Below are 21200 nucleotides of genomic sequence, written 5' to 3' on the forward strand. Positions count from 1 at the left end.
TAGCATAACGCTAGCAAGGCTGAGTACAAGCTTATGGCGACTTATCAGGCCGGGGCATGCTCGTTGACCCGGGGGCGCACCCTTCTACACTTATCGGCCACGACACCAAAAGGAATAGCCCGATGAAAGCTGTGCTGTGCAAAGCCTTCGGCCCCGCCGAAACCCTGGTGCTGGAAGAGACAGCCAGCCCGGCGATCAAGAAGAATGAAATTCTGCTGGATGTGCACGCAGCAGGGGTGAATTTCCCGGACACGCTGATCATCGAAGGCAAATACCAGTTCAAGCCACCCTTTCCGTTTTCACCGGGCGGCGAAGCATCGGGCGTGGTCAGCGAGGTGGGGGAAAAGGTCAGCCATCTGAAAGTGGGTGACCGGGTCATGGCGCTCACCGGCTGGGGCAGCTTTGCCGAACAGGTCGCGGTGCCGGGCTACAACGTGCTGCCGATCCCGCCGAGCATGGACTTCAATACCGCTGCCGCCTTCAGCATGACCTACGGCACCTCGATGCACGCGCTCAAGCAGCGGGCCAACCTGCAACCCGGCGAGACGCTGCTGGTACTCGGCGCCTCCGGCGGCGTGGGCCTGGCCGCCGTGGAAATCGGCAAAGCCATGGGCGCTCGCGTGATCGCCGCCGCCAGCAGCGCCGACAAACTCGCCGTGGCCAAGGCCGCCGGTGCCGATGAACTGATCAATTACAGCGAAACCAGCCTGAAGGACGAGATCAAGCGCCTCACCGACGGCAACGGTGCCGATGTGATCTACGACCCGGTCGGCGGCGACCTGTTCGACCAGGCCATCCGCGCCATTGCCTGGAATGGCCGTTTGCTGGTGGTGGGTTTTGCCAGCGGACGCATTCCCGAGCTGCCGGTGAACCTGGCGCTGCTCAAGGGTGCGGCGGTGGTGGGGGTGTTCTGGGGCTCGTTCGCCCAGCGCCAGCCGCAGGATAATGCGGCGAACTTCCAGCAACTGTTCACTTGGTATGGCGAGGGCAAGCTCAAGCCACTGGTGTCGCAGGTGTATCCGCTGGAACAGGCCGCGCAGGCTATCAATGATCTGGGGCAGCGTAAGGCGGTGGGCAAGGTGGTCGTCCAGATCCGCTGAGCGCCCCTCCCACATTTGGATCTCCAGGGCCCTGCAGAACTCGATACCGACCACGTCTTACCTATTCGCGACATGTTCGTAAGAGAACATGCAATTGCTCTCATTTCCTGTGTTTGCCGCCAAGAGGCGATGCTATTTTCGGTAACGAAACTGTAACATTCGCATCCGCAGTCAAAACAAGAAATTTGGAGCTCTTGAATGTTTGCTTTCTTTCGCCCTGCCGCACACCAGGCGCCCCTGCCTGAAGAAAAAATAGACAGCACCTACCGACGCCTGCGCTGGCAGATCTTCGCCGGTATTTTCTTCGGATATGCCGGCTACTACCTGCTGCGCAAGAACTTCTCCCTGGCCATGCCTTACCTGATCGACGAGGGTTACACCCGGGGTCAGTTGGGCCTGGCGATGTCGGCCATCGCGATTGCCTACGGCCTGTCCAAGTTCCTCATGGGCCTGGTGTCGGACCGTTCCAACCCGCGCTACTTCCTGCCCTTCGGCCTGCTGGTGTCGGCGGGTGTGATGTTCATTTTCGGTTTCGCGCCTTGGGCCACCTCCAGCGTGACCATGATGTTCATCTTGCTGTTCATCAACGGTTGGGCCCAGGGCATGGGCTGGCCGCCAAGCGGGCGGACCATGGTGCACTGGTGGTCGCAGAAAGAACGCGGCGGCGTGGTGTCGGTATGGAACGTGGCGCATAACGTCGGCGGCGGCTTGATCGGCCCACTGTTCCTGCTGGGCATGGCATGGTTCAACGACTGGCATGCAGCATTCTATGTCCCGGCCACCGTGGCCCTGCTGGTGGCGGCGTTTGCCTTCATCACCATGCGCGACACCCCACAATCGGTGGGCCTGCCGCCTATCGAACAGTACAAGAACGATTACCCGGAAGGCTACGATGCCAGCCATGAAGAAGAATTCAGCGCCAAGGAAATCTTCGTCAAATACGTGCTGCGCAACAAAATGCTGTGGTACATCGCCTTCGCCAACGTCTTCGTCTACCTGCTGCGCTACGGCGTGCTGGACTGGGCCCCTACCTACCTCAAGGAAGCCAAGCATTTCACGGTCGACAAGTCGTCGTGGGCCTACTTTTTCTATGAGTGGGCGGGCATACCGGGCACGCTGCTATGCGGCTGGATGTCGGACAAAATCTTCCGTGGCAACCGCGGCCTGACCGGCATTGTGTTCATGGCGCTGGTGACCGTGGCGACCCTGGTGTACTGGCTCAACCCGCCGGGCAACCCAATGGTCGACATGATCGCGTTGGTATCCATCGGTTTCCTGATCTACGGCCCGGTCATGCTGATCGGCCTGCAGGCGTTGGAGCTGGCACCGAAGAAGGCCGCCGGCACGGCTGCGGGCTTCACCGGGCTGTTCGGTTACCTGGGCGGCTCGGTGGCCGCGAGCGCGGCCATGGGCTACACCGTGGACCATTTCGGCTGGGACGGCGGTTTCGTCCTGTTGATCGGCGCGTGCCTGCTGGCGATCGCCTTCCTGGTCCCGACGCTGTGGCACACCAATAGCGTCAGCTCGGCGCGTTAATCGCCTGGGCAACCCTTGGCACAACGCTTGAGCCGCGCCTCCAGATTCTTATCTGGCATGGCGTGGCTGCGCAGGGCGTTCACGGTCTGCTCGACATAATCGCGAGTGGTGCCGTAACGCCCGCAAGCGCTTTGCAGCACATGGTTGAGCACGATATCCGGCAAGTTACCGGCGTAGCTGGGCAAGTGCCGCTCCAATACAAACCCTAAAGCCTGCACCTGGCTGCCATCTTCGAGGCGGCAGCTGAGCCAGTGCGGCCGGTAGGAAGGGTAAGGCATCTCGCGCTGCCATAAGGCGTAAAGCGAGGCCTCCAACTGGTCTTCCGGCAAGCGGTAGGCAAACCCGCTGCACGAGCCGCCGCGGTCCAGACCGAACACCAACCCCGGCAATTCCGGCGTCCCCCGATGCTCGTGAGACCACAGGTACAAGCCGCGATGATAGCCATGGACCCGCGCACGCACACGCTCGCTCGATGAACATTCAGGGCGCCAGATCAGCGAACCGTACGCAAATAGCCAGACCGGCCCACCTTTATGCCGGCCCATGGTGGCCTGCATCGAGCTCATCAACTGTTCGTGAGTGAGTTGCGGCCCCAGATCGAGCCGCGGAGGGTAAGCCAATTGCAGAAGATCGGTTTCTATGGCGGTCATGGCGAAAAGCGGTGCGCCTCCTGAGTGTTACCAGTTGTAAGCAACTTTACCGTAATCGAACCGAAGCGCTGTAACCGTATGGCGTAAAAAAACCGCCTTCCGTCTACTTATAGCCTAATGAGATTTTTCCTACAGAAGTAATACCTTAAATGCATAAGCATAGGCGGCAATATTTTCAGCGCAGGTTCAGGCCCCTCCGGCCATTACCCGCCAAACTGCACGGGTTTAGCGACCCACACTAGCCGCCCATTCAAACGACTACCGAGGTCGATGCATGAAACATCTTTTTTCCGGTTTGCTGCTATTGCTGCAGGCCACTGCCGCCCTGGCTACCGACGCGACCACTCAAGACGACAAAGGCTTCTGGTACGCACAAACCAGCCTTTACACCCGGCACTTTTCGCCGGATCCCAAGCACAACAATCATCAGGATTTGATCAACCTGGAGCGTAACGAAGCATCGGGGTTGGTGTATGGCGGGGCGACGTTTCGCAACTCGTTCAGCCAGCGCTCGTATTACGTCTACGCCGGCAAACGCTATGACATCGCCGATTCACCGCTCTACGTGAAGGTGACCGCAGGCGCACTGCAGGGCTATCGCGGCAAGTACCGCGACAAAATCCCGCTCAACCGTTTTGGCGTAGCGCCGGCGATCATCCCTGCCGTGGGGGTGAACTTCGGCCCCGTCTCCAGTGAGTTGGTGCTGCTGGGTTTGAATGCGGCGATGCTGACCGCCGGCGTGCGTTTCTAAGGGCGCGGCGCGTAGGCGAATACGTCGGCGCGCATCTGGTGCGCATCCATGCCGGCGTCGACCAGCGCATCCAGGGTGCCATAGATCATCGCCGGTGAACCGCTGGCATACACATGCACGCCCTTGAGGTCGGTAATGTCTTCACACACCGCTTCATGCAATAAGCCGCAGCGCCCTTCCCAGCCGCACAAATCGCTGACTACTTTGTGCAGGAACAGGTTGGGCAGTTGCCGCCATTGTTCCCAATGTTCGATCCGATAGAAATCTTCCGGGCGACGCACGCCCCAGTACAGATGCACCGGGTGCTTGAAGCCCGAAGCCCGGCAATGTTCGATCAGGCTGTGCATCTGCGCCATGCCAGTGCCGGCGGCGATCAACACCAGCGGCCCGTCCGGCAGCTCGGCCAGGTGGGTATCGCCAAATGGCAGCTCGATGCGGGCCATCCGGTTACGTTGCAGTTGCTCCAGCAGGTTGCGGGCACTGTCTTCGCGGGCCAGTACATGCAGTTCCAGCTCGCGGCCTGCATGGGGCGCCGAGGCCAGGGAAAAGGCGGACTTCTCGCCATTTTCCCGTTCGATCATCAGGTATTGCCCCGCGTGGTAACGCACGAGCTTGCCGGCAGGCGCAAGCAGGCGCACGCGCCATACATCGCCCCCTACCTCAACGCACTCACTCAACTGGCATGACAACTTGCGCAACGGCAATTCTCCCGGCGCCAACACGCCGTCCCACAACACAATGCAGTCTTCCAGCGGTTCGGCGATGCACGTGTAGAACTCGCCATGGTCACGCACTTCATCGGCTTGCCGCACCCTGCCCTCCACCAGCAACGCAGCGCACACATGGCATACGCCATTGCGACACGCCTGGGGGCATTCGTAGCCCAGGCGACGCGCGCCTTCGAGGATTCGCTCGCCTGGGATCAGCTCCAGCACAGCGCCGGAAGGTTGCAGGGTCACACGCATCAATCTATTCCCAATTCTTTCCAGATCGCATCGACGCGCGCGGTCACGGCTTCATCCTTGACGATCACCCGGCCCCACTCGCGAGTGGTTTCACCCGGCCATTTGTGGGTGGCGTCCAGGCCCATCTTCGAACCCAGGCCAGACACCGGCGACGCGAAGTCGAGGTAGTCGATCGGGGTGTTGTCGATCATCACCGTATCGCGCTTGGGGTCCATGCGCGTGGTGATGGCCCAGATCACATCATTCCAGTCGCGGGCATTGATGTCGTCGTCGGTGACAATAACGAACTTGGTGTACATGAACTGTCGCAAAAACGACCACACACCGAGCATTACCCGCTTCGCATGCCCTGGGTACGACTTCTTCATGGTCACGATGGCCATGCGGTAAGAGCAGCCTTCGGGCGGCAGATAGAAATCGGTGATTTCCGGGAATTGCTTTTGCAGGATCGGCACGAACACTTCATTGAGCGCCACGCCGAGAATGGCCGGTTCATCCGGCGGACGACCGGTGTAGGTGCTGTGGTAGATCGGTTTGATGCGGTGGGTGATGCGCTCCACGGTGAACACCGGGAAGCTGTCGACTTCGTTGTAATAGCCGGTGTGGTCGCCGTAAGGGCCTTCATCGGCCATCTCGCCCGGATGAATCACGCCTTCAAGGATGATTTCCGCAGTGGCCGGCACTTGCAGATCGTTGCCACGGCATTTCACCAACTCGGTACGGTTACCGCGCAACAGGCCCGCGAAGGCGTACTCGGACAGGCTGTCCGGCACCGGGGTCACGGCGCCGAGGATGGTGGCCGGGTCGGCGCCCAGGGCCACGGAGACCGGAAATGGCTTGCCCGGGTGCTTCTCGCACCATTCACGGTAATCCAGGGCACCGCCACGGTGGCTCAGCCAGCGCATGATCACCTTGTTACGGCCGATCACTTGCTGGCGATAGATACCGAGGTTCTGGCGATCTTTGTTCGGGCCTTTGGTGACAGTCAGGCCCCAGGTGATCAGTGGCCCGACATCGCCGGGCCAGCAGGTCTGCACCGGCAGCATGGCGAGGTCGACGTCATCGCCCTCGATGACCACTTCCTGGCACACCGCGTCCTTGACCACTTTGGGCGCCATGGCAATGATCTTGCGGAAGATCGGCAGCTTCGACCAAGCGTCCTTCAAGCCCTTGGGTGGCTCGGGCTCCTTGAGGAAGGCCAACAGCTTGCCGATCTCGCGCAGCTCGCTGACCGACTCGGCGCCCATGCCAAAAGCCACGCGATCGGGGGTGCCGAACAGGTTGCCGAGCACCGGAATGTCGTAGCCGGTCGGGTTCTCGAACAGCAGCGCCGGGCCCTTGTTACGCAGGGTGCGGTCGCAAATCTCAGTCATTTCCAGCACCGGGGAAATCGGCATCTGGATACGTTTCAACTCTCCGCGCTGCTCAAGTTGCTGCACGAAATCCCGAAGATCCTTGAATTTCATTAACCATGCCACCCGTAAAATAGGCGTACATCCTACCTGCTCTGAGGGCAGCTGGCAGCTTATCGACGTGCATTTGAGCGCGGAATGCGTTTAAAAAACGCGCAAAAAAAATGGCGCCCCCAGGGGGCGCCATTTTTTCGGACCAACAGCGGCGTATTACTTGCGCTTCATCGACAAGAAGAACTCGTCGTTGGTCTTGGTGGTTTTCAGCTTGTCGATCAGGAACTCGATGGCAGCTACTTCGTCCATCGGGTGCAGCAGCTTGCGCAGGATCCACATGCGCTGCAGTTCGTCGTCGGCGGTCAGCAACTCTTCGCGGCGGGTGCCGGAGCGGTTGATGTTGATCGCAGGGAACACGCGTTTTTCGGCGATGCGACGGTCCAGAGGCAATTCCATGTTGCCGGTGCCCTTGAACTCTTCGTAGATCACTTCGTCCATCTTCGAGCCGGTTTCAACCAGCGCGGTGGCGATAATGGTCAGCGAGCCGCCTTCTTCGATGTTCCGCGCGGCGCCGAAGAAACGTTTCGGTTTCTCCAGGGCGTGGGCATCGACACCACCGGTCAATACCTTGCCGGAGCTCGGGATCACGGTGTTGTAGGCACGGGCCAGACGGGTGATGGAGTCGAGCAGGATCACCACATCCTTCTTGTGTTCGACCAGGCGCTTGGCCTTCTCGATCACCATTTCGGCAACCTGCACGTGGCGGGTTGGCGGCTCATCGAACGTCGAGGCAACCACTTCGCCGCGCACGGTACGCTGCATTTCGGTCACTTCTTCCGGACGCTCATCGATCAGCAGCACGATCAGGTGAACTTCAGGGTTGTTACGCGCGATGTTCGCTGCAATGTTCTGCAGCATGATGGTCTTACCGGCTTTCGGCGGTGCGACGATCAAACCACGCTGGCCTTTACCGATGGGCGCACACAGGTCGATCACACGGCCGGTCAAGTCTTCGGTGGAACCGTTACCGGCTTCCATCTTCATGCGCACAGTCGGGAACAGCGGGGTCAGGTTCTCGAAGAGAATCTTGTTTTTCGCGTTCTCCGGACGATCAAAGTTGATCGTGTCGACTTTGAGCAGGGCGAAATAGCGCTCGCCTTCCTTCGGAGGTCGGATCTTGCCAACGATGGTGTCACCGGTGCGCAAGTTGAAACGACGGATCTGGCTCGGCGAGACGTAGATATCGTCTGGGCCGGCGAGATAGGAAGCGTCTGCGGAGCGGAGGAAGCCGAAGCCGTCCTGGAGAATCTCCAGCACGCCATCACCGGAGATTTCCTCGCCGCTTTTCGCGTGCTTCTTGAGCAGGGAGAAAATCACGTCCTGCTTGCGCGAACGGGCCATATTTTCTATGCCCATTTCTTCGGCCAGTTGGAGCAGGTCGGTAATCGGCTTTTGCTTGAGTTCAGTCAGATTCATATAGGAATGACGTAATCATTTATGGAGGGGGGAAATTAAGCTTTTGGCTTAATGAGGCCGCGCCGCGGAGAAGGCGACAGGATCGCGTACTAATCGAAAAGGAGTGCGTCGGCGACGGCTTGCAGGGGGCAGTGGAGAAACCAGTGCGGGGCCGAATGTACCACCTGAGTTTCGGAGCGTCTAGCCCTGTTTTACGAAAAAGCCCCGCGATTTGCGGGGCTTTTTTGACGACGCTTAGATGTTGGCGTCGAGGAAAGCTTGCAGCTGGGACTTCGACAGCGCGCCCACTTTAGTGGCTTCGACGTTGCCGTTCTTGAACAGCATCAGCGTAGGAATACCGCGCACGCCGTGCTTGGCCGGGGTTTCCTGGTTGTCGTCGATGTTCAGCTTGGCGATGGTCAGCTTGCCTTCGAAAGTGGTCGCAATGTCGTCCAGAACCGGAGCGATCATTTTGCAAGGGCCGCACCATTCAGCCCAGTAGTCAACCAGCACCGGGCCAGCAGCCTTGAGTACTTCGGCCTCAAAGGTCGCGTCGGTGACGTGCTTGATAAGATCGTTGCTCATGGATGTCTCCGGATTGTAAGCAAAAAAAACGTTGCCCATCATAGCCGCCCTTCCCCCGTTCAGGAAGCCGCCTCTGATGGAGTCTTGCTATAGAGGCGCATGAGTTTGGGTATGAGCCGATCAGGGCGTCACTGGCGTCACAAAGGCAATACCTGTACGCAATGCCGCATTACGTACATGTTCCTGCATGGTTTTCTGCGCCGCCGCGCTGGCGCGCCGGGCCAGGGCGCGCAGGATCTTGCGGTGTTCCTGCCAAGTCTCCATGGCCCGCTCCGGCCGGATGAACGGTAGTTTCTGGCTCTCCAAAAACACCTCCGCGCTGGCACTCAGAATGCTCACCATCGCCTGGTTGCCGCTGGCCATCAGGATGCGCTGGTGGAATTCGAAGTCCAGCCGCGCGGCCGCTTCGAAGTCACCGGCCTTGAGCACCTTGCGCATTGCCTCGACGTTATCCTCCAGGCTGTCGAGTTCATCAATCGTCAAGGTCACTGCCGCCAGCCCCGCCGCAAACCCTTCAAGGGCGTAGCGCAACTGGAAAATATCCAATGGCGTAGCCTGGGCCGCGAAAGGCCAGGCAAACCCCGGCGATTCGTCCGCCGCCTGCACGAACACGCCTTTGCCCGGCTGCACGCTCACCACGCCCAAGGCACTCAAGGACGACAACGCCTCACGCAACGACGCCCGGCTCACGCCCAACTGCAGTGCCAGTTCGCGCTGGGACGGCAGCGCATCGCCCGGCCCAAAGCCCTGCTCCTTGATCAGTTTGCGGATGGCCTGCAGGGCCGCCTCCGGTACGGCTTGGGCGATGGAATTCATAAAAAACTCAAGGTTCCAGACAACTGAGCGGCTAGTTGTAAAGCTATTCGCGGCCGGCGGCAAGCCACGCCCCAAAGGGGCTCGCAAGGTTTTGCCAACGCTCGAAAAGGGTGCGAAACGGCCAGGAACTGTTCAGACCAGTAAGACCACCCGACCTCAACAAATCCCGGCCTTGCAGACGATTGCGAGGGTGCTGGCATGGGCTGTGCACTGAGCATTTGTAGAAATCCCTTCGCCCTTCTCGGAGAGTTGTCATGACCAAGCGCTACAGCGCCCTGCTCACTGCCCTGTTTGCCAGCCTGATGCTCAGCCAGGCTCCCGCCCAGGCCAACGGTCTGGACGACATCGTCGCCCGTGGCACCCTCAAGGTTGCCGTGCCCCAGGACTTCCCGCCGTTCGGCTCGGTCGGCCCCGACATGAAACCCCGTGGCCTGGACATCGACACCGCCAAGCTGCTGGCCGACCAGCTCAAGGTCAAGCTGGAGCTGACCCCGGTCAACAGCACCAACCGCATCCCGTTTCTCACCACCGGCAAGGTCGACCTGGTGATTTCCAGCCTGGGCAAGAACCCGGAGCGGGAAAAGGTCATTGATTTCTCCAAGGCCTACGCGCCGTTCTACCTGGCCGTGTTTGGCCCGCCTGACGCCGCCATCAGCAGCACTGACGACCTCAAGGGCAAGACCATCAGCGTGACCCGTGGCGCCATCGAAGACATCGAGCTGACCGCCGTGGCGCCCAAGGAAGCCACCATCAAGCGCTTCGAAGACAACAACTCAACCATCGCCGCCTACCTGGCCGGCCAGGTTGACCTGATCGCCAGCGGCAACGTGGTGATGGTCGCGATCAGCGAGCGCAACCCCAAACGCGTACCGGCGCTGAAGGTGAAGCTCAAGGATTCACCGGTATACGTGGGCGTGAACAAAAACGAGCCGGCGTTGCTGGAGAAGGTCAACCAGATCCTGGTCGCGGCCAAGGCCGATGGCAGCCTGGAAAAGAACGCGATGCAATGGCTGAAAGAGCCGCTGCCCGCCGACCTTTGATACGACGGAGCTGACCCATGGCGTATCAATTTGACTTTGTACCGGTGCTGGCCAACACCGACCTGCTGTTGCGCGGCGCGCTGTTCACCCTTGAGCTGACGGCTATCGGCGCGATCCTGGGGGTGGCGCTGGGCACCGTCGGCGCAGTGGTGCGAGCGTGGAAGATCCAGCCGTTCGCCTGGTGCTTCGGCGTGTATGTCGAATTGATCCGGAACACGCCGTTTCTGGTGCAGCTGTTTTTCATCTTCTTCGGCCTGCCGTCTTTGGGGCTGAAGATCACCGAGTGGCAAGCCGCCGTATTGGCGATGGTGATCAACCTGGGGGCCTACTCCACCGAAATCATCCGCGCCGGTATCCAGGCCATCCCGCGTGGCCAGTTGGAAGCCGCCGCAGCCCTGGCGATGACGCGCTTCGAAGCATTCCGCCACGTGGTGCTGCTGCCCGCGCTGGGCAAGGTGTGGCCGGCACTGAGCAGCCAGATCATCATCGTCATGCTCGGTTCGGCGGTGTGTTCACAGATCGCCACCGAGGAGCTGAGCTTTGCCGCCAACTTTATCCAATCGCGCAATTTTCGCGCGTTTGAAACCTATGCCCTGACTACCCTGGTGTACCTGTGCATGGCATTGATGATTCGCCAGTTGCTCAACTGGATCGGCCGTCGTTTTGTGATGAGGAACAGCCGATGAGTGATTTTTCGTTCTGGGACATCGTGCGCAACCTGCTCACCGGCCTGCAATGGACGCTGTTGCTGTCACTGGTGGCGTTTATCGGCGGCGGCGTGATCGGCCTGCTGGTGATGACCTTGCGCATCAGCCGCAAAGCCTTCGCGCGCAATGTCGCGCGCACCTATATCGAGCTGTTCCAGGGCACGCCGCTATTGATGCAACTGTTCCTGGTGTTCTTCGGCGTTGCCTTGCTGGGGGTGGATATCTCGCCCTGGTTGGCGGCGGCGATTGCCCTGACGCTGTTTACCAGCGCCTATCTCGCCGAAATCTGGCGCGGCTGCGTCGACTCCATCGCCCATGGGCAGTGGGAAGCCTCCGCCAGCCTGGCCCTGAACCCGCTTGAGCAATTGCGCTACGTGATCCTGCCGCAGGCGCTGCGCATCGCAGTCGCGCCGACGGTGGGGTTCTCGGTGCAGGTCGTCAAGGGCACCGCTGTGACCTCTATCATCGGTTTTACCGAGTTGACCAAGACCGGCGGCATGCTCGCCAACGCGACCTTCGAGCCCTTCATGGTCTATGGCCTGGTGGCCCTCGGTTACTTCCTGCTCTGCTACCCCTTGTCCCTCAGTGCGCGCTACCTGGAAAGGAGACTGCATGCCTCTGCTTAGAATTACCGCCCTGCATAAGTACTACGGCGACCATCACGTACTCAAAGGCATTGACCTGACCGTTGAAGAAGGCCAGGTGGTGGCGATCATCGGGCGCAGCGGATCGGGTAAGTCCACCCTGTTGCGTACCCTCAATGGCCTGGAATCGATCAACGATGGCGTGATCGAAGTCGACGGCGAATACCTCGACGCAGCGCGCGCCGACCTGCGCAGCCTGCGGCAAAAAGTCGGCATGGTATTTCAGCAGTTCAACCTGTTCCCGCACCTGACCGTGGGCGAAAACGTGATGCTCGCGCCGCAGGTGGTGCAGAAAATGCCCAAGGCCAAGGCCGCCCAGTTGGCCAAGCAGATGTTGGAACGCGTTGGGCTGGGCGAGAAATTCGACGCCTTCCCTGATCGTCTGTCCGGCGGCCAGCAGCAGCGCGTCGCTATCGCTCGCGCACTGGCGATGTCACCCAAGGTGCTGCTGTGCGATGAAATCACCTCGGCCCTCGACCCGGAGTTGGTCAATGAAGTGCTCAGCGTGGTGCGCCAATTGGCCAAGGACGGCATGACGCTGATCATGGTGACCCATGAAATGCGCTTCGCCCGGGAAGTGGGGGACAAGCTGGTGTTCATGCACCAGGGCAAGGTGCATGAAGTCGGCGATCCCAAGACCTTGTTCGCGAACCCGAGAACCGCCGAATTGGCCAATTTTATTGGCACCGGCGATCTGCTTGCCTGAACCCTCAGCCGCCTGGCAGTAACTCAAAGTGCCCCTGCCCCTCGAACTGGGTTTCCTGGCGCACGGAAAAGGCATCGGGCGGCAAATAGGTGTCGATGTGCACTTGAGCCGAAAAGCGTTTTCCGGCCAGTGGTGTTCCGCCCGCTTTGGCGATCACCACCTGGCCGGGCAACAGCAGCCCGCCGGCCGATACGTCTGTCGGTTGCGCCGCGCTCAACTCTACCGCGCGACCATCGACCTGGGCGTTCTTGAGCGCCAGGGTAAAGCTGCCGTGGCGGCCGAATCGAAAGCCCTGCGCACCCGCCGGGGCGCCGGTAAAACGCAAGGCAACCGTGCCCGGCTCGGCGCACAAGACGCTCAGTTGCAGGGTTCGCTTGCCCAGGACGATGTTGCGGCCGCTGGTTTGCTCATCCAGCAGCTCTGTGCGCCTGAGCACGCCGTAATCCACCTTCGGTTGACTGAGCGAAAGACGACACTCCTGCGCCACTCCCTCCCTGGCAGCCATCCCCAACAAAGCCAACAGCACGTAGCCAAGTGCCGCGCGCACCTTGCGCGCAGGTCGTTCAACCGCGTTACTGCGCACGACAGACCGCCGAAGCCGTTTCATAAAGCGTGTCCTTTTGGGGTTGCGACGTTAGGTTCAGTTGCAGCACACAGGGGCGAGAGGCGTTCGGCAGCGAAACGCTGAGGGTTTGCCCGTCATCCATATCGTTCAGAAAAATCAGGCCATCCCCCACCACACTGGTCAGGAACCTGTTGTCCGGTCCCAACACCGAGGCGCCCTGAGGCAATGGCCGGCCGTGTTCATCCTGGACCTCAAGCAATACCCGGCGAACATTCACCACCGGGAAATCAACGGTATTGAATGAACCGCGCCCGACCGCGAGGATTTTGGTGCCGTTCTTGAGGTCGACCCGCTTGGGCAGGGATTGGGTCTGCACTTCCAGATGGCTGGTGGTGTAGGCCGGCAAGCCAGGAATCACCGCGTGCCCACGGTAGTCGGTCCACACCGGGCCTTGCGGCGTTGAGACCTTGGCCGCCGACACATCACCCACCGAAAGCACACCGAAGGTGTCCTGAACCGCGTAGGGAGAAAAGGTCAGGCCGCGCTCGTGAGCCACCACCGCGCCCTGCAGTTGCCCACTGTAGCTGGTGCTCGTGGGGGTGCGATTCATCCCCAGTCCCACCCGGGTGTAACGCGGCATTACGTCCAGGTTGGCGCGGACCGCTTGCTGACGATCCCGCACGTCTCGCTCCACGCCCACTTCATAGTTCACGTAGTCGTTGACCCGTTCGGACAACGCCGCCCCGCTATCAGCCCGCCCATTGCGGCGGCTGGCGTAGGTCGTGAGGCGGCGATCGTCGCCAAGGGGAATCGTGACTTGCAGGCGCAAGGACAGCCCCTGCGGTGACACCTCATCACTCGCGCTGCGTGCCCGGCCTGCGGGCTTGCGTCGACGCGAGGCGCCCACCTGAGAATCGGCGATCAGGGCCACATCGACCTGCCTGAAGCCCTTGGCCCATGAGGCGAAGACATGTTCGGCAACCTGGCCGTCAAACTGTGAACTGCGCGAATAACTGACCGAAAAGGCGCCCATGACCGGGTCAGCCCAGTTGAATCCCGCAGTGTATTGATGCTGGAAGCGCGTCTGCAGATCGTCTTTTTTCAGGGATCGGCCAGCCTCGATCACATCGCGATAACCCTGGGTCTGGGTCGTCGCGCTCAGGCTCATGTCAACCTTGGCCGCCAGCGGGCTGCTCAAGGACAGCGCACTACGACTGCCCTCAACACCGCCCTCGCGATCGCGCGACAAGGTATGCCGGGCGGCGACGGTAACCCGCTGGAAAAACACACTGCTCAAGGTGCCACCGGCCGACTGATATTCATCCGTGCTCAACAGGCCAAAACCCACGGATGACTGCCTGCCCAGGCCCCAGGTGCCGCTGCCCATGGCAACGACTGGCGGCTCCTTGCCACCGACCTGTTGTTCTCGCACCCGGCCAAGGGCGAAGTCAAAACCCGGGGTGATGGCGACAGCCGCGCCAAAAGACGCCGCCGGCACCACGAAACTGCGCATGCCGCCGCTTGTACCGATCACACTGACTTCAAGGTCACTGGTGCCGTTGAGCAACGGCAGGCCTGTCAGACTAAACGGGCCTTCAGGTACCAGGGTGGTATGGATAAGCGCTCCGGACTGGCGCACCTCTACACGGGCCTGGCTGTGGGCCAAACCCTCCACGACAACCCCTTTATCGGCACCCATGCGAGAGATACCGTCGGGAAACAGCTGCAGGCCGGACAACTGAACCCCACCGAACACAGGGCTTCTGGTGGAAATCTGCCCCACCTGGAACGTCGACCGCAAGGCGGCCACATCACGCTGGGCGTAAGCCTGCACATGGTGGGTGCGGCTTTTACCGTTATCGGAGATAGAGAATTGCCGGCTGCGCACCACCCAGTTGCCCAGGTTGAACCCCGCCTCCGTGTAAGCCGAGACAAAACGGCTGTGGCCACTGTCTGAGCGCGCATCAAACCCCAGCACATCGTAGTTGAGCAAGGCCGCCCCACCGCCGTCGGCAAAGCTCCCCGCCTGCCATTCAGGCTCACGCAGGGAGTGCGTGGGCACGATCAAAGCCACCTCTTCACTGCTCGGCTGCAACCTGATGAGGGTGGTCGGGAACTCACCGACAAAATCGTGACACGCCTGCTCGGCCGAGATACCCGACTGCACGATGGCCGAGGGCACTTTCAAACCGGCTTTTTCCAATAGGCCCGGCGTGAAACACAGCTGCCCCTGATAGTCGAAACGCGCCTCGACCAACCCCAGAGGGTTACCGTTGACCCGCAGCCCCACCACCTGCGCACCCTCGCGAAAACGCGCCGCGCTGCGAAAGTAGTCCGAGACCTTCGGGTCGATGCCGTAGCTGGCCAAGGCCGCAAGATCAAACCCTTCTCCCAGCTCAACCGCCGAAGCGAAACCTGGGGCTGCCCACAGCGTCGCCAACCCCATGAACAACCCTGGGTGGCGCACCTTCACACCGGTCAGCGCCCCCTTAACCTTCATGGCCCAGCACATCCGCCTGGTAGTGATCGACCGCAAAGCCGAACAACGTGGCCGGCTGCAGTATCACCGAGGAAACCTTGGACAGCGCGCCTTCGGTCTGGAGCACCAGCACTTCACCGGGCAGGATATAGCTGCGCGGCAGCAAACCCGTCTGGTTCAACGGGTTCAGTTGCACCTCCAACCCCAGCCGCACCACATAGGCACTGTCGTTATGCACGCTCAAGCGATCATCCTGGCGCTTCCACTTGAGCAGCTCCCACGGCGCCTGATGCCGAGGCAAGCCTGCGGGGTGCAAAATCAACGGCAGATTCTGGCGCAAGGTGATACCAATGGTCGCACCGCCAGCGGCACGCGCCTGGGGAATGCCCTCAAACGAAACACGTTTCAGACGCTGGGTCTTGAGCGGCGTCTTCAAGGTGCTGATAAACCGTACCAGTTGCGTGTCTCCAGCCTCTACGCGAGCGATGGGCGGGGTAACAATCAATAGGGGTTCAGGATCTTCGGGCACATTTTCAATAACGGAGTGCAACAACGCCGGCCCGGAGTCCGTGTTCTTGATATTGATAGTGGCCTCGCCATCGTCCTCATAAAGAATCACGACCGTTGTTTCAGGCAGCATGCCATCGGCACTTACTGAACCCTGCAACAGCAACATCACAGAAAACGACAGGCAAGAAACTACTCTTGAAAAACTGCTCACCGAGTTCTCCCTGGAACATTAATAAACAAACAATGAGGCACTCAGTTTTTGAACACATTAAAAACAGCCGACAGCACACCAGAAGTTCCTTGACTACCGAAGTTACTGTCGACTGTTATTCACGCGCTTAGATGTAATTCAATACCAGCGTGGCGTGACCATCCAGCGCCACATTGCCGGTAAGGTCCAAAGCGCTGGCGCGATTGATCACCGCCCGTACCGCAATAACACCGTTGAGTTGGGAGATCGCAGCAGGTGCGATAACGCTGCCGCTGCGCCAGGAATGCTGGCTCGGCGCCTGGGAGACCTTGCCGTCGCCGGCGAACCAGCCGGAGGCAGTGCTCGAGCGCACGATCGGGGCGAGCGCCACAGCGCCGGAGCTCAGGTTCCTGAGGGTCACCGAGTAACCGCCGGTACGCCTGCCGCCCGGTGCGCCCAGGCCATAGTTCTGGGCCTCGGTGTAACCGGCGCCCAATATACCCGCGACCTTGGTGCCGGCCCGCAGGTCAGTGACGGTCAGGCCAAACCTTGCAGGGGTATGGCCGCAATTGACCGACAGCGCAGTGGTGCGCTCTTCACGCGGGTTGAAGTTCGTCGAAGACAATTCCGCGGCCCGGATAGTGCCGTAGTCGATGATCCCGCCGGCGCCGATGCTGATATTGCAAGCAGCGGGCGAGATCGTACCTTTAACGATCAGATTACCGGTCGGGGTGGTCGTGGCATAAGCGCCCACACTGGCGACCAGACACGTAAGACCCATTGCCAAACCAAATACTTTTTTCATGCTTTACCCGTTATTAGAAAATTAACAGGCACTATTTATTAAGGGCCGGAAGCTCCGCTTCCCCAAGACACGATCCCTGACGTAAAAAGCCACAAACAAATAACACCACGGCATCATTGCCGTGGCGCAGTCTCACCTTTTAGTGATTCACAAAAAACAAGAAAGCCCCTTGATTATCGTCAGAACGGGGAAAAATCGTTGTACGCCTCAATGAGCGCTCACGTAGCCCAGAATGAAATATTTCAAATAAAAAATCGGCGCACGCGTAGGGAAAGTCGAACAGCGCATTATAAGCACTACACTTTCATTATCCCTTACTTACTCTGGAAACCATTCACTACTTCCAAAGTAACTCGCCCTACACCCCTGGCAAATCCTACGCACAGACACCGATAAGATGATTCACCCAGCACAACGCGTTGGCTCCAGCGGTCGATCGTGGCACGATGGTCAGGTTATCGACCGAGACCCCCAAACCATGCCGCAATCCCAAGCCAAGAATCTGTCCCTGATCGCCGCCATAGACCTGGGCTCCAACAGCTTTCACATGGTCGTGGCCAAGGCCCAGAACGGTGAGATCCGCATCCTTGAGCGGCTCGGCGAAAAAGTGCAGTTGGCCGCCGGGATCGACGACGCACGCCAGCTCAATGAAGAGTCGATGCAGCGCGGGCTCGATTGCCTCAAGCGGTTTGCCCAGTTGATCAACGGCATGCCCCTGGGCGCCGTGCGCATTGTCGGTACCAACGCCCTGCGTGAAGCGCGCAACCGTGGCGAATTCATCCGCCGCGCCGAAGAAATCCTCGGGCACCCGGTAGAAGTCATCTCCGGCCGCGAAGAAGCGCGCCTGATCTACCTCGGCGTATCCCACACCCTGGCCGATACCCCCGGCAAGCGCCTGGTGGCGGACATCGGCGGCGGCAGTACCGAGTTCATCATCGGCCAGCGCTTCGAACCGCTGCTGCGCGAAAGCCTGCAGATGGGTTGCGTCAGTTACACCCAACGCTATTTCAAGGACGGCAAGATCACCCCGGCGCGCTATGCCCAGGCCTACACGGCGGCACGGCTGGAGATCATGAGCATCGAGCACGCCCTGCACCGCCTGACCTGGGATGAAGCCATCGGCTCGTCCGGCACCATTCGCGCCATTGGCCTGGCACTCAAGGCCGGCGGCCACGGCACCGGCGAGGTCAACGCCGAAGGCTTGGCCTGGCTCAAACGCAAGCTATTCAAGCTGGGCGATGCCGAGAAAATCGACTTCGACGGTATAAAGCCCGACCGTCGTACCATTTTCCCGGCCGGCCTGGCGATTCTCGAGGCGATCTTCGACGCCCTCGAATTGCAACGCATGGACCACTGTGACGGCGCACTGCGTGAAGGGGTGCTTTATGACCTGCTCGGCCGCCATCACCACGAAGACGTGCGTGAGCGCACCCTCAGCTCGCTGATGGAGCGTTATCACGTCGACCTGGAGCAAGCGATGCGCGTGGAGCGCAAAGCCCTGCACGCCTTCGATCAGGTGGCCGCGGACTGGGACCTGGAAGACGGCGTATGGCGCGAACTGCTGGGCTGGGCCGCCAAGGTGCATGAAGTGGGCCTGGATATCGCCCACTACCATTACCACAAGCACGGCGCCTACCTGATCGAGCACTCCGACCTGGCCGGTTTCTCCCGGGAAGACCAACAGATGCTCGCGCTGCTGGTGCGCGGCCACCGTCGCAATATCCCCAAGGACAAATTCGCTGAGTTCGGTGATGAAGGCATCAAGCTGATTCGCCTGTGCGCGCTGCTGCGCTTTGCGATCCTGTTCCACCACATCCGTGGCACCCAGGAAATGCCCCAGGTCAAACTGCGCGCCGATGGCGACAGCCTGGATGTGATGTTCCCCAAAGGCTGGCTGGATGAAAACCAGCTGACCCAGGCGGACTTCGCCCAGGAAGCGGAATGGCTGACGCGGGTGGGGTTCACGCTGAACGTGCGCTGACTCGATCCAAACAACACCGTAAACCACATGTGAGAGGGGGGTTGCTCCCTCCCACATGTTCCAGACCGTGTCTGGGCTTAGTTCACCGCCAGAATCGGGCTACCCAGTTTCTCCAGCAACGTCGCCTGGGCGCTGCGGGGGTTCTGGTTGCCGGTTGGCGTGTTGCGCACGTAGCGGCCGTCCGACTGCAGGCTCCAGCTGTGGGTGTTATCGGTGAGGTAACTTTCCAGCTCCTTCTTGACCCGCATGATCAGCTTCTTGCCTTCTACCGGGAAACACGTCTCCACGCGCTTATCGAGGTTGCGTTCCATCCAGTCAGCACTGGAGAGGAACATCTGCTCTTCGCCGCCGTTGAGGAAGTAGAACACCCGGGTGTGCTCCAGGAAGCGGCCGATGATCGAACGCACGTGAATATTGTGCGACACGCCAACGATGCCTGGACGCAGGCAGCACATGCCGCGCACCACCAGGTCGATACGCACGCCGGATTGGCTGGCCTTGTACAGCGCGCGGATGATCTTCGGATCGGTCAGCGAGTTGAACTTGGCGATGATGTGCGCCGGCTTGCCCTCAAGGGCAAACTGGGTCTCGCGGGCAATCATGTCGAGCATGCCCTTCTTGAGGGTGAACGGCGCGTGCAGCAGTTTCTTCATGCGCAAGGTCTTGCCCATGCCGATCAACTGGCTGAACAGCTTGCCGACGTCTTCACACAAGGCGTCGTCGGAGGTCAGCAGGCTGTAGTCGGTGTAGAGCTTGGCGTTGCCGGCGTGATAGTTGCCGGTGCCCAAGTGCGCGTAACGCACGATCTCACCGGCTTCGCGGCGTAGGATCAGCATCATCTTGGCGTGGGTCTTGAAGCCGACCACGCCGTAGATCACCACCGCACCGGCCGCTTGCAGGCGGCTGGCCAGTTGCAGGTTGGACTCTTCGTCGAACCGCGCACGCAGCTCGATCACCGCAGTGACTTCCTTGCCGTTACGCGCGGCGTCCACCAGCGCATCGACGATTTCCGAGTTGGCGCCGGAGCGGTACAGGGTTTGGCGCACGGCCAGAACGTGCGGGTCCTTGGCGGCCTGGCGCAGCAGGTCGACCACTGGGGTGAAGGACTCGAACGGGTGCAGCAGCAGAATGTCCTGCTTGCTCACCACGCTGAAAATGTTCTCGCTGTTTTGCAGCAGTTTCGGGATCTGCGGGGTGAACGGCGTGTATTGCAGCTCCGGGTGGCTGTCCAGCCCGGTGATGCTGAACAGGCGCGTCAGGTTCACCGGGCCATTGACCTGGTACAGCTCGGTCTCGCCCAGGTTGAACTGCTTGAGCAGGTAGTCCGACAGGTGTTTAGGGCAGGTGTCAGCCACTTCCAGGCGCACCGCATCGCCGTAGCGCCGCGAGAACAGCTCGCCGCGCAGGGCGCGGGCCAAGTCTTCGACGTCTTCGGAGTCCAGCGCCAGGTCGGCGTTACGGGTCAGGCGGAACTGGTAGCAGCCCTTGACCTTCATGCCTTGGAACAGGTCATCGGCATGGGCGTGGATCATTGACGACAGGAATACATAGTTGTCGCCAGCCCCCCCTACCTCTTCCGGTACCTTGATGATCCGTGGCAACAAGCGCGGCGCCGGGATGATCGCCAGGCCGGAATCGCGACCGAAGGCGTCGATACCTTCCAATTCCACAATGAAGTTGAGGCTCTTGTTCACCAGCAACGGGAACGGGTGCGTTGGGTCGAGGCCGATGGGGGTGATGATCGGCGCGATCTCGTCGCGGAAATAACGGCGCACCCAGGTCTTGATCTTGGTGGTCCAGTGGCGGCGACGGATAAAACGAACCTGATGTTTTTCCAGTTCCGGCAGCAGGATGTCGTTAAGAATTGCGTATTGGCGGTCTACATGGCCGTGCACCAGCTCGCTGATGCGCGCCAGGGCCTGGTGCGGTTGCAAGCCATCGGCACCGGCCTGTTCACGGGCAAAGGTGATCTGCTTCTTGAGACCGGCCACGCGGATTTCGAAGAACTCATCCAGGTTGCTGGAGAAAATCAGCAGGAATTTCAGCCGTTCCAGCAGCGGATAGGACTCATCCAGCGCCTGCTCCAGCACGCGGATGTTGAATTGCAGTTGTGACAGCTCGCGATGGATGTACAGGCTGCTGTCATCCAGGTTGGTCACCGTGACCACCGGGGCCGGCACGGGCGGCTCGGCCACCGCGGCAGGCGGCGCAGGCTCCAGCTCCGGTGGGGTTTCGGCGACTTGTTCAATCACCGGGTGAGCGTCTTTTACTGCAACTTCGGAGAGTCCTTCGGTATTCATCGAGTGTTC

19 protein-coding genes are annotated in these 21200 nt (G+C 60.4%); 8 read left to right on the forward strand and 11 right to left on the reverse strand.

Annotated elements, in window-relative coordinates; all coding sequences use genetic code 11:
* Positions 1–122 precede the first annotated feature (122 nt).
* Both KSS96_RS27545 and glpT read left to right on the forward strand, forming a co-directional pair.
* Complete coding sequence (locus KSS96_RS27545) at positions 123–1100, forward strand: NADPH:quinone oxidoreductase family protein (protein ID WP_217855542.1); 978 nt, start codon at positions 123–125, stop codon at positions 1098–1100.
* Positions 1101–1298: 198 nt separating this feature from the next.
* On the forward strand, positions 1299–2636 hold the full coding sequence (glpT, locus tag KSS96_RS27550; RefSeq protein ID WP_017530866.1) for a glycerol-3-phosphate transporter: 1338 nt from the start codon (positions 1299–1301) through the stop codon (positions 2634–2636).
* Here glpT and KSS96_RS27555 read toward each other — a convergent pair.
* Positions 2633–3286, reverse strand: a complete 654-nt coding sequence (locus tag KSS96_RS27555) for a gamma-glutamylcyclotransferase (RefSeq protein ID WP_017530865.1) — start codon at positions 3284–3286, stop codon at positions 2633–2635. The two genes, glpT and KSS96_RS27555, sit on opposite strands and share 4 nt — an antisense overlap.
* Before the next feature lie 274 nt (positions 3287–3560).
* Here KSS96_RS27555 and KSS96_RS27560 point away from each other — a divergent pair, with 274 nt between their 5' ends.
* On the forward strand, positions 3561–4037 hold the full coding sequence (locus KSS96_RS27560) for a hypothetical protein (protein WP_017530864.1): 477 nt from the start codon (positions 3561–3563) through the stop codon (positions 4035–4037).
* On the opposite strand, the gene KSS96_RS27565 is transcribed toward KSS96_RS27560, so the two are convergent.
* The 5 genes from KSS96_RS27565 to KSS96_RS27585 all read right to left on the reverse strand — a co-directional run bounded on the left by KSS96_RS27565 (position 4034) and on the right by KSS96_RS27585 (position 9264).
* Complete coding sequence (locus tag KSS96_RS27565) at positions 4034–5002, reverse strand: CDP-6-deoxy-delta-3,4-glucoseen reductase (RefSeq protein ID WP_017530863.1); 969 nt, start codon at positions 5000–5002, stop codon at positions 4034–4036. The two genes, KSS96_RS27560 and KSS96_RS27565, sit on opposite strands and share 4 nt — an antisense overlap.
* Positions 5002–6468, reverse strand: coding sequence for a 4-hydroxy-3-polyprenylbenzoate decarboxylase (gene ubiD / locus KSS96_RS27570; protein WP_017530862.1), 1467 nt, complete (start codon positions 6466–6468; stop codon positions 5002–5004). Before ubiD ends, KSS96_RS27565 begins: the two co-directional genes overlap by 1 nt.
* A gap of 156 nt (positions 6469–6624) precedes the next feature.
* Positions 6625–7884, reverse strand: a complete 1260-nt coding sequence (gene rho, locus KSS96_RS27575; RefSeq protein ID WP_003176825.1) for a transcription termination factor Rho — start codon at positions 7882–7884, stop codon at positions 6625–6627.
* 234 nt (positions 7885–8118) lie between these two features.
* Complete coding sequence (trxA, locus tag KSS96_RS27580) at positions 8119–8448, reverse strand: thioredoxin TrxA (protein WP_017530861.1); 330 nt, start codon at positions 8446–8448, stop codon at positions 8119–8121.
* Positions 8449–8568: 120 nt separating this feature from the next.
* Positions 8569–9264: a FadR/GntR family transcriptional regulator gene (locus tag KSS96_RS27585; RefSeq protein WP_017530860.1), complete on the reverse strand. Its 696-nt coding sequence runs from the start codon at positions 9262–9264 to the stop codon at positions 8569–8571.
* A 254-nt stretch (positions 9265–9518) separates the two neighbouring features.
* Here KSS96_RS27585 and KSS96_RS27590 point away from each other — a divergent pair, with 254 nt between their 5' ends.
* From KSS96_RS27590 to KSS96_RS27605, 4 genes are read left to right on the forward strand one after another with little or no spacing between them, the layout of a single operon-like run.
* On the forward strand, positions 9519–10304 hold the full coding sequence (locus tag KSS96_RS27590; protein ID WP_017530859.1) for a transporter substrate-binding domain-containing protein: 786 nt from the start codon (positions 9519–9521) through the stop codon (positions 10302–10304).
* A 17-nt stretch (positions 10305–10321) separates the two neighbouring features.
* The gene (locus KSS96_RS27595) at positions 10322–10990 is read left to right on the forward strand and encodes an amino acid ABC transporter permease (RefSeq protein ID WP_010207407.1); all 669 of its coding nucleotides are present in this window, start codon (positions 10322–10324) and stop codon (positions 10988–10990) included.
* Positions 10987–11637: an amino acid ABC transporter permease gene (locus KSS96_RS27600; protein ID WP_017530858.1), complete on the forward strand. Its 651-nt coding sequence runs from the start codon at positions 10987–10989 to the stop codon at positions 11635–11637. The genes KSS96_RS27595 and KSS96_RS27600 overlap by 4 nt, the downstream gene beginning before the upstream one ends.
* On the forward strand, positions 11624–12361 hold the full coding sequence (locus KSS96_RS27605; protein WP_017530857.1) for an amino acid ABC transporter ATP-binding protein: 738 nt from the start codon (positions 11624–11626) through the stop codon (positions 12359–12361). The genes KSS96_RS27600 and KSS96_RS27605 overlap by 14 nt, the downstream gene beginning before the upstream one ends.
* A gap of 4 nt (positions 12362–12365) precedes the next feature.
* Here the strand turns inward: KSS96_RS27605 and KSS96_RS27610 are convergent, their stop codons facing one another.
* The 4 genes from KSS96_RS27610 to KSS96_RS27625 form a co-directional block, all read right to left on the reverse strand.
* On the reverse strand, positions 12366–12797 hold the full coding sequence (locus tag KSS96_RS27610) for a DUF1120 domain-containing protein (RefSeq protein WP_317617120.1): 432 nt from the start codon (positions 12795–12797) through the stop codon (positions 12366–12368).
* 136 nt (positions 12798–12933) lie between these two features.
* A complete protein-coding gene (locus KSS96_RS27615; protein ID WP_217855543.1) occupies positions 12934–15426 on the reverse strand; it encodes a fimbria/pilus outer membrane usher protein in 2493 nt (830 codons plus the stop codon).
* Positions 15416–16126, reverse strand: coding sequence for a fimbria/pilus chaperone family protein (locus KSS96_RS27620; protein WP_217855544.1), 711 nt, complete (start codon positions 16124–16126; stop codon positions 15416–15418). Before KSS96_RS27620 ends, KSS96_RS27615 begins: the two co-directional genes overlap by 11 nt.
* Positions 16127–16253: 127 nt before the next feature.
* Positions 16254–16910, reverse strand: coding sequence for a DUF1120 domain-containing protein (locus tag KSS96_RS27625; RefSeq protein WP_026067497.1), 657 nt, complete (start codon positions 16908–16910; stop codon positions 16254–16256).
* A gap of 478 nt (positions 16911–17388) precedes the next feature.
* On the opposite strand from KSS96_RS27625, the gene ppx reads away from it, so the two are divergent.
* Positions 17389–18891: an exopolyphosphatase gene (gene ppx, locus KSS96_RS27630; RefSeq protein WP_017530852.1), complete on the forward strand. Its 1503-nt coding sequence runs from the start codon at positions 17389–17391 to the stop codon at positions 18889–18891.
* Between the two features lie 77 nt (positions 18892–18968).
* Here ppx and ppk1 read toward each other — a convergent pair whose 3' ends face one another.
* Positions 18969–21191: a polyphosphate kinase 1 gene (gene ppk1 / locus KSS96_RS27635; protein WP_017530851.1), complete on the reverse strand. Its 2223-nt coding sequence runs from the start codon at positions 21189–21191 to the stop codon at positions 18969–18971.
* Positions 21192–21200: the final 9 nt, after the last annotated feature.

This window comes from Pseudomonas asgharzadehiana (genome assembly GCF_019139815.1).
GTDB lineage: Bacteria > Pseudomonadota > Gammaproteobacteria > Pseudomonadales > Pseudomonadaceae > Aquipseudomonas > Aquipseudomonas asgharzadehiana.

What these genes read in the sequence shown, in the direction of transcription:
- glpT (WP_017530866.1), top strand. Translation starts at nt 1,299, where the DNA reads ATGTTTGCTTTCTTTCGCCCTGCCGCACACCAGGCGCCCCTGCCTGAA.
- KSS96_RS27600 (WP_017530858.1), top strand. Translation starts at nt 10,987, where the DNA reads ATGAGTGATTTTTCGTTCTGGGACATCGTGCGCAACCTGCTCACCGGC.
- ppk1 (WP_017530851.1), bottom strand. Translation starts at nt 21,191, where the DNA reads ATGAATACCGAAGGACTCTCCGAAGTTGCAGTAAAAGACGCTCACCCG.
- KSS96_RS27545 (WP_217855542.1), top strand. Translation starts at nt 123, where the DNA reads ATGAAAGCTGTGCTGTGCAAAGCCTTCGGCCCCGCCGAAACCCTGGTG.
- KSS96_RS27560 (WP_017530864.1), top strand. Translation starts at nt 3,561, where the DNA reads ATGAAACATCTTTTTTCCGGTTTGCTGCTATTGCTGCAGGCCACTGCC.
- KSS96_RS27590 (WP_017530859.1), top strand. Translation starts at nt 9,519, where the DNA reads ATGACCAAGCGCTACAGCGCCCTGCTCACTGCCCTGTTTGCCAGCCTG.
- ubiD (WP_017530862.1), bottom strand. Translation starts at nt 6,468, where the DNA reads ATGAAATTCAAGGATCTTCGGGATTTCGTGCAGCAACTTGAGCAGCGC.
- KSS96_RS27595 (WP_010207407.1), top strand. Translation starts at nt 10,322, where the DNA reads ATGGCGTATCAATTTGACTTTGTACCGGTGCTGGCCAACACCGACCTG.
- KSS96_RS27615 (WP_217855543.1), bottom strand. Translation starts at nt 15,426, where the DNA reads ATGAAGGTTAAGGGGGCGCTGACCGGTGTGAAGGTGCGCCACCCAGGG.
- KSS96_RS27625 (WP_026067497.1), bottom strand. Translation starts at nt 16,910, where the DNA reads ATGAAAAAAGTATTTGGTTTGGCAATGGGTCTTACGTGTCTGGTCGCC.
- rho (WP_003176825.1), bottom strand. Translation starts at nt 7,884, where the DNA reads ATGAATCTGACTGAACTCAAGCAAAAGCCGATTACCGACCTGCTCCAA.
- ppx (WP_017530852.1), top strand. Translation starts at nt 17,389, where the DNA reads ATGCCGCAATCCCAAGCCAAGAATCTGTCCCTGATCGCCGCCATAGAC.
- KSS96_RS27605 (WP_017530857.1), top strand. Translation starts at nt 11,624, where the DNA reads ATGCCTCTGCTTAGAATTACCGCCCTGCATAAGTACTACGGCGACCAT.
- KSS96_RS27555 (WP_017530865.1), bottom strand. Translation starts at nt 3,286, where the DNA reads ATGACCGCCATAGAAACCGATCTTCTGCAATTGGCTTACCCTCCGCGG.
- trxA (WP_017530861.1), bottom strand. Translation starts at nt 8,448, where the DNA reads ATGAGCAACGATCTTATCAAGCACGTCACCGACGCGACCTTTGAGGCC.
- KSS96_RS27565 (WP_017530863.1), bottom strand. Translation starts at nt 5,002, where the DNA reads ATGCGTGTGACCCTGCAACCTTCCGGCGCTGTGCTGGAGCTGATCCCA.
- KSS96_RS27585 (WP_017530860.1), bottom strand. Translation starts at nt 9,264, where the DNA reads ATGAATTCCATCGCCCAAGCCGTACCGGAGGCGGCCCTGCAGGCCATC.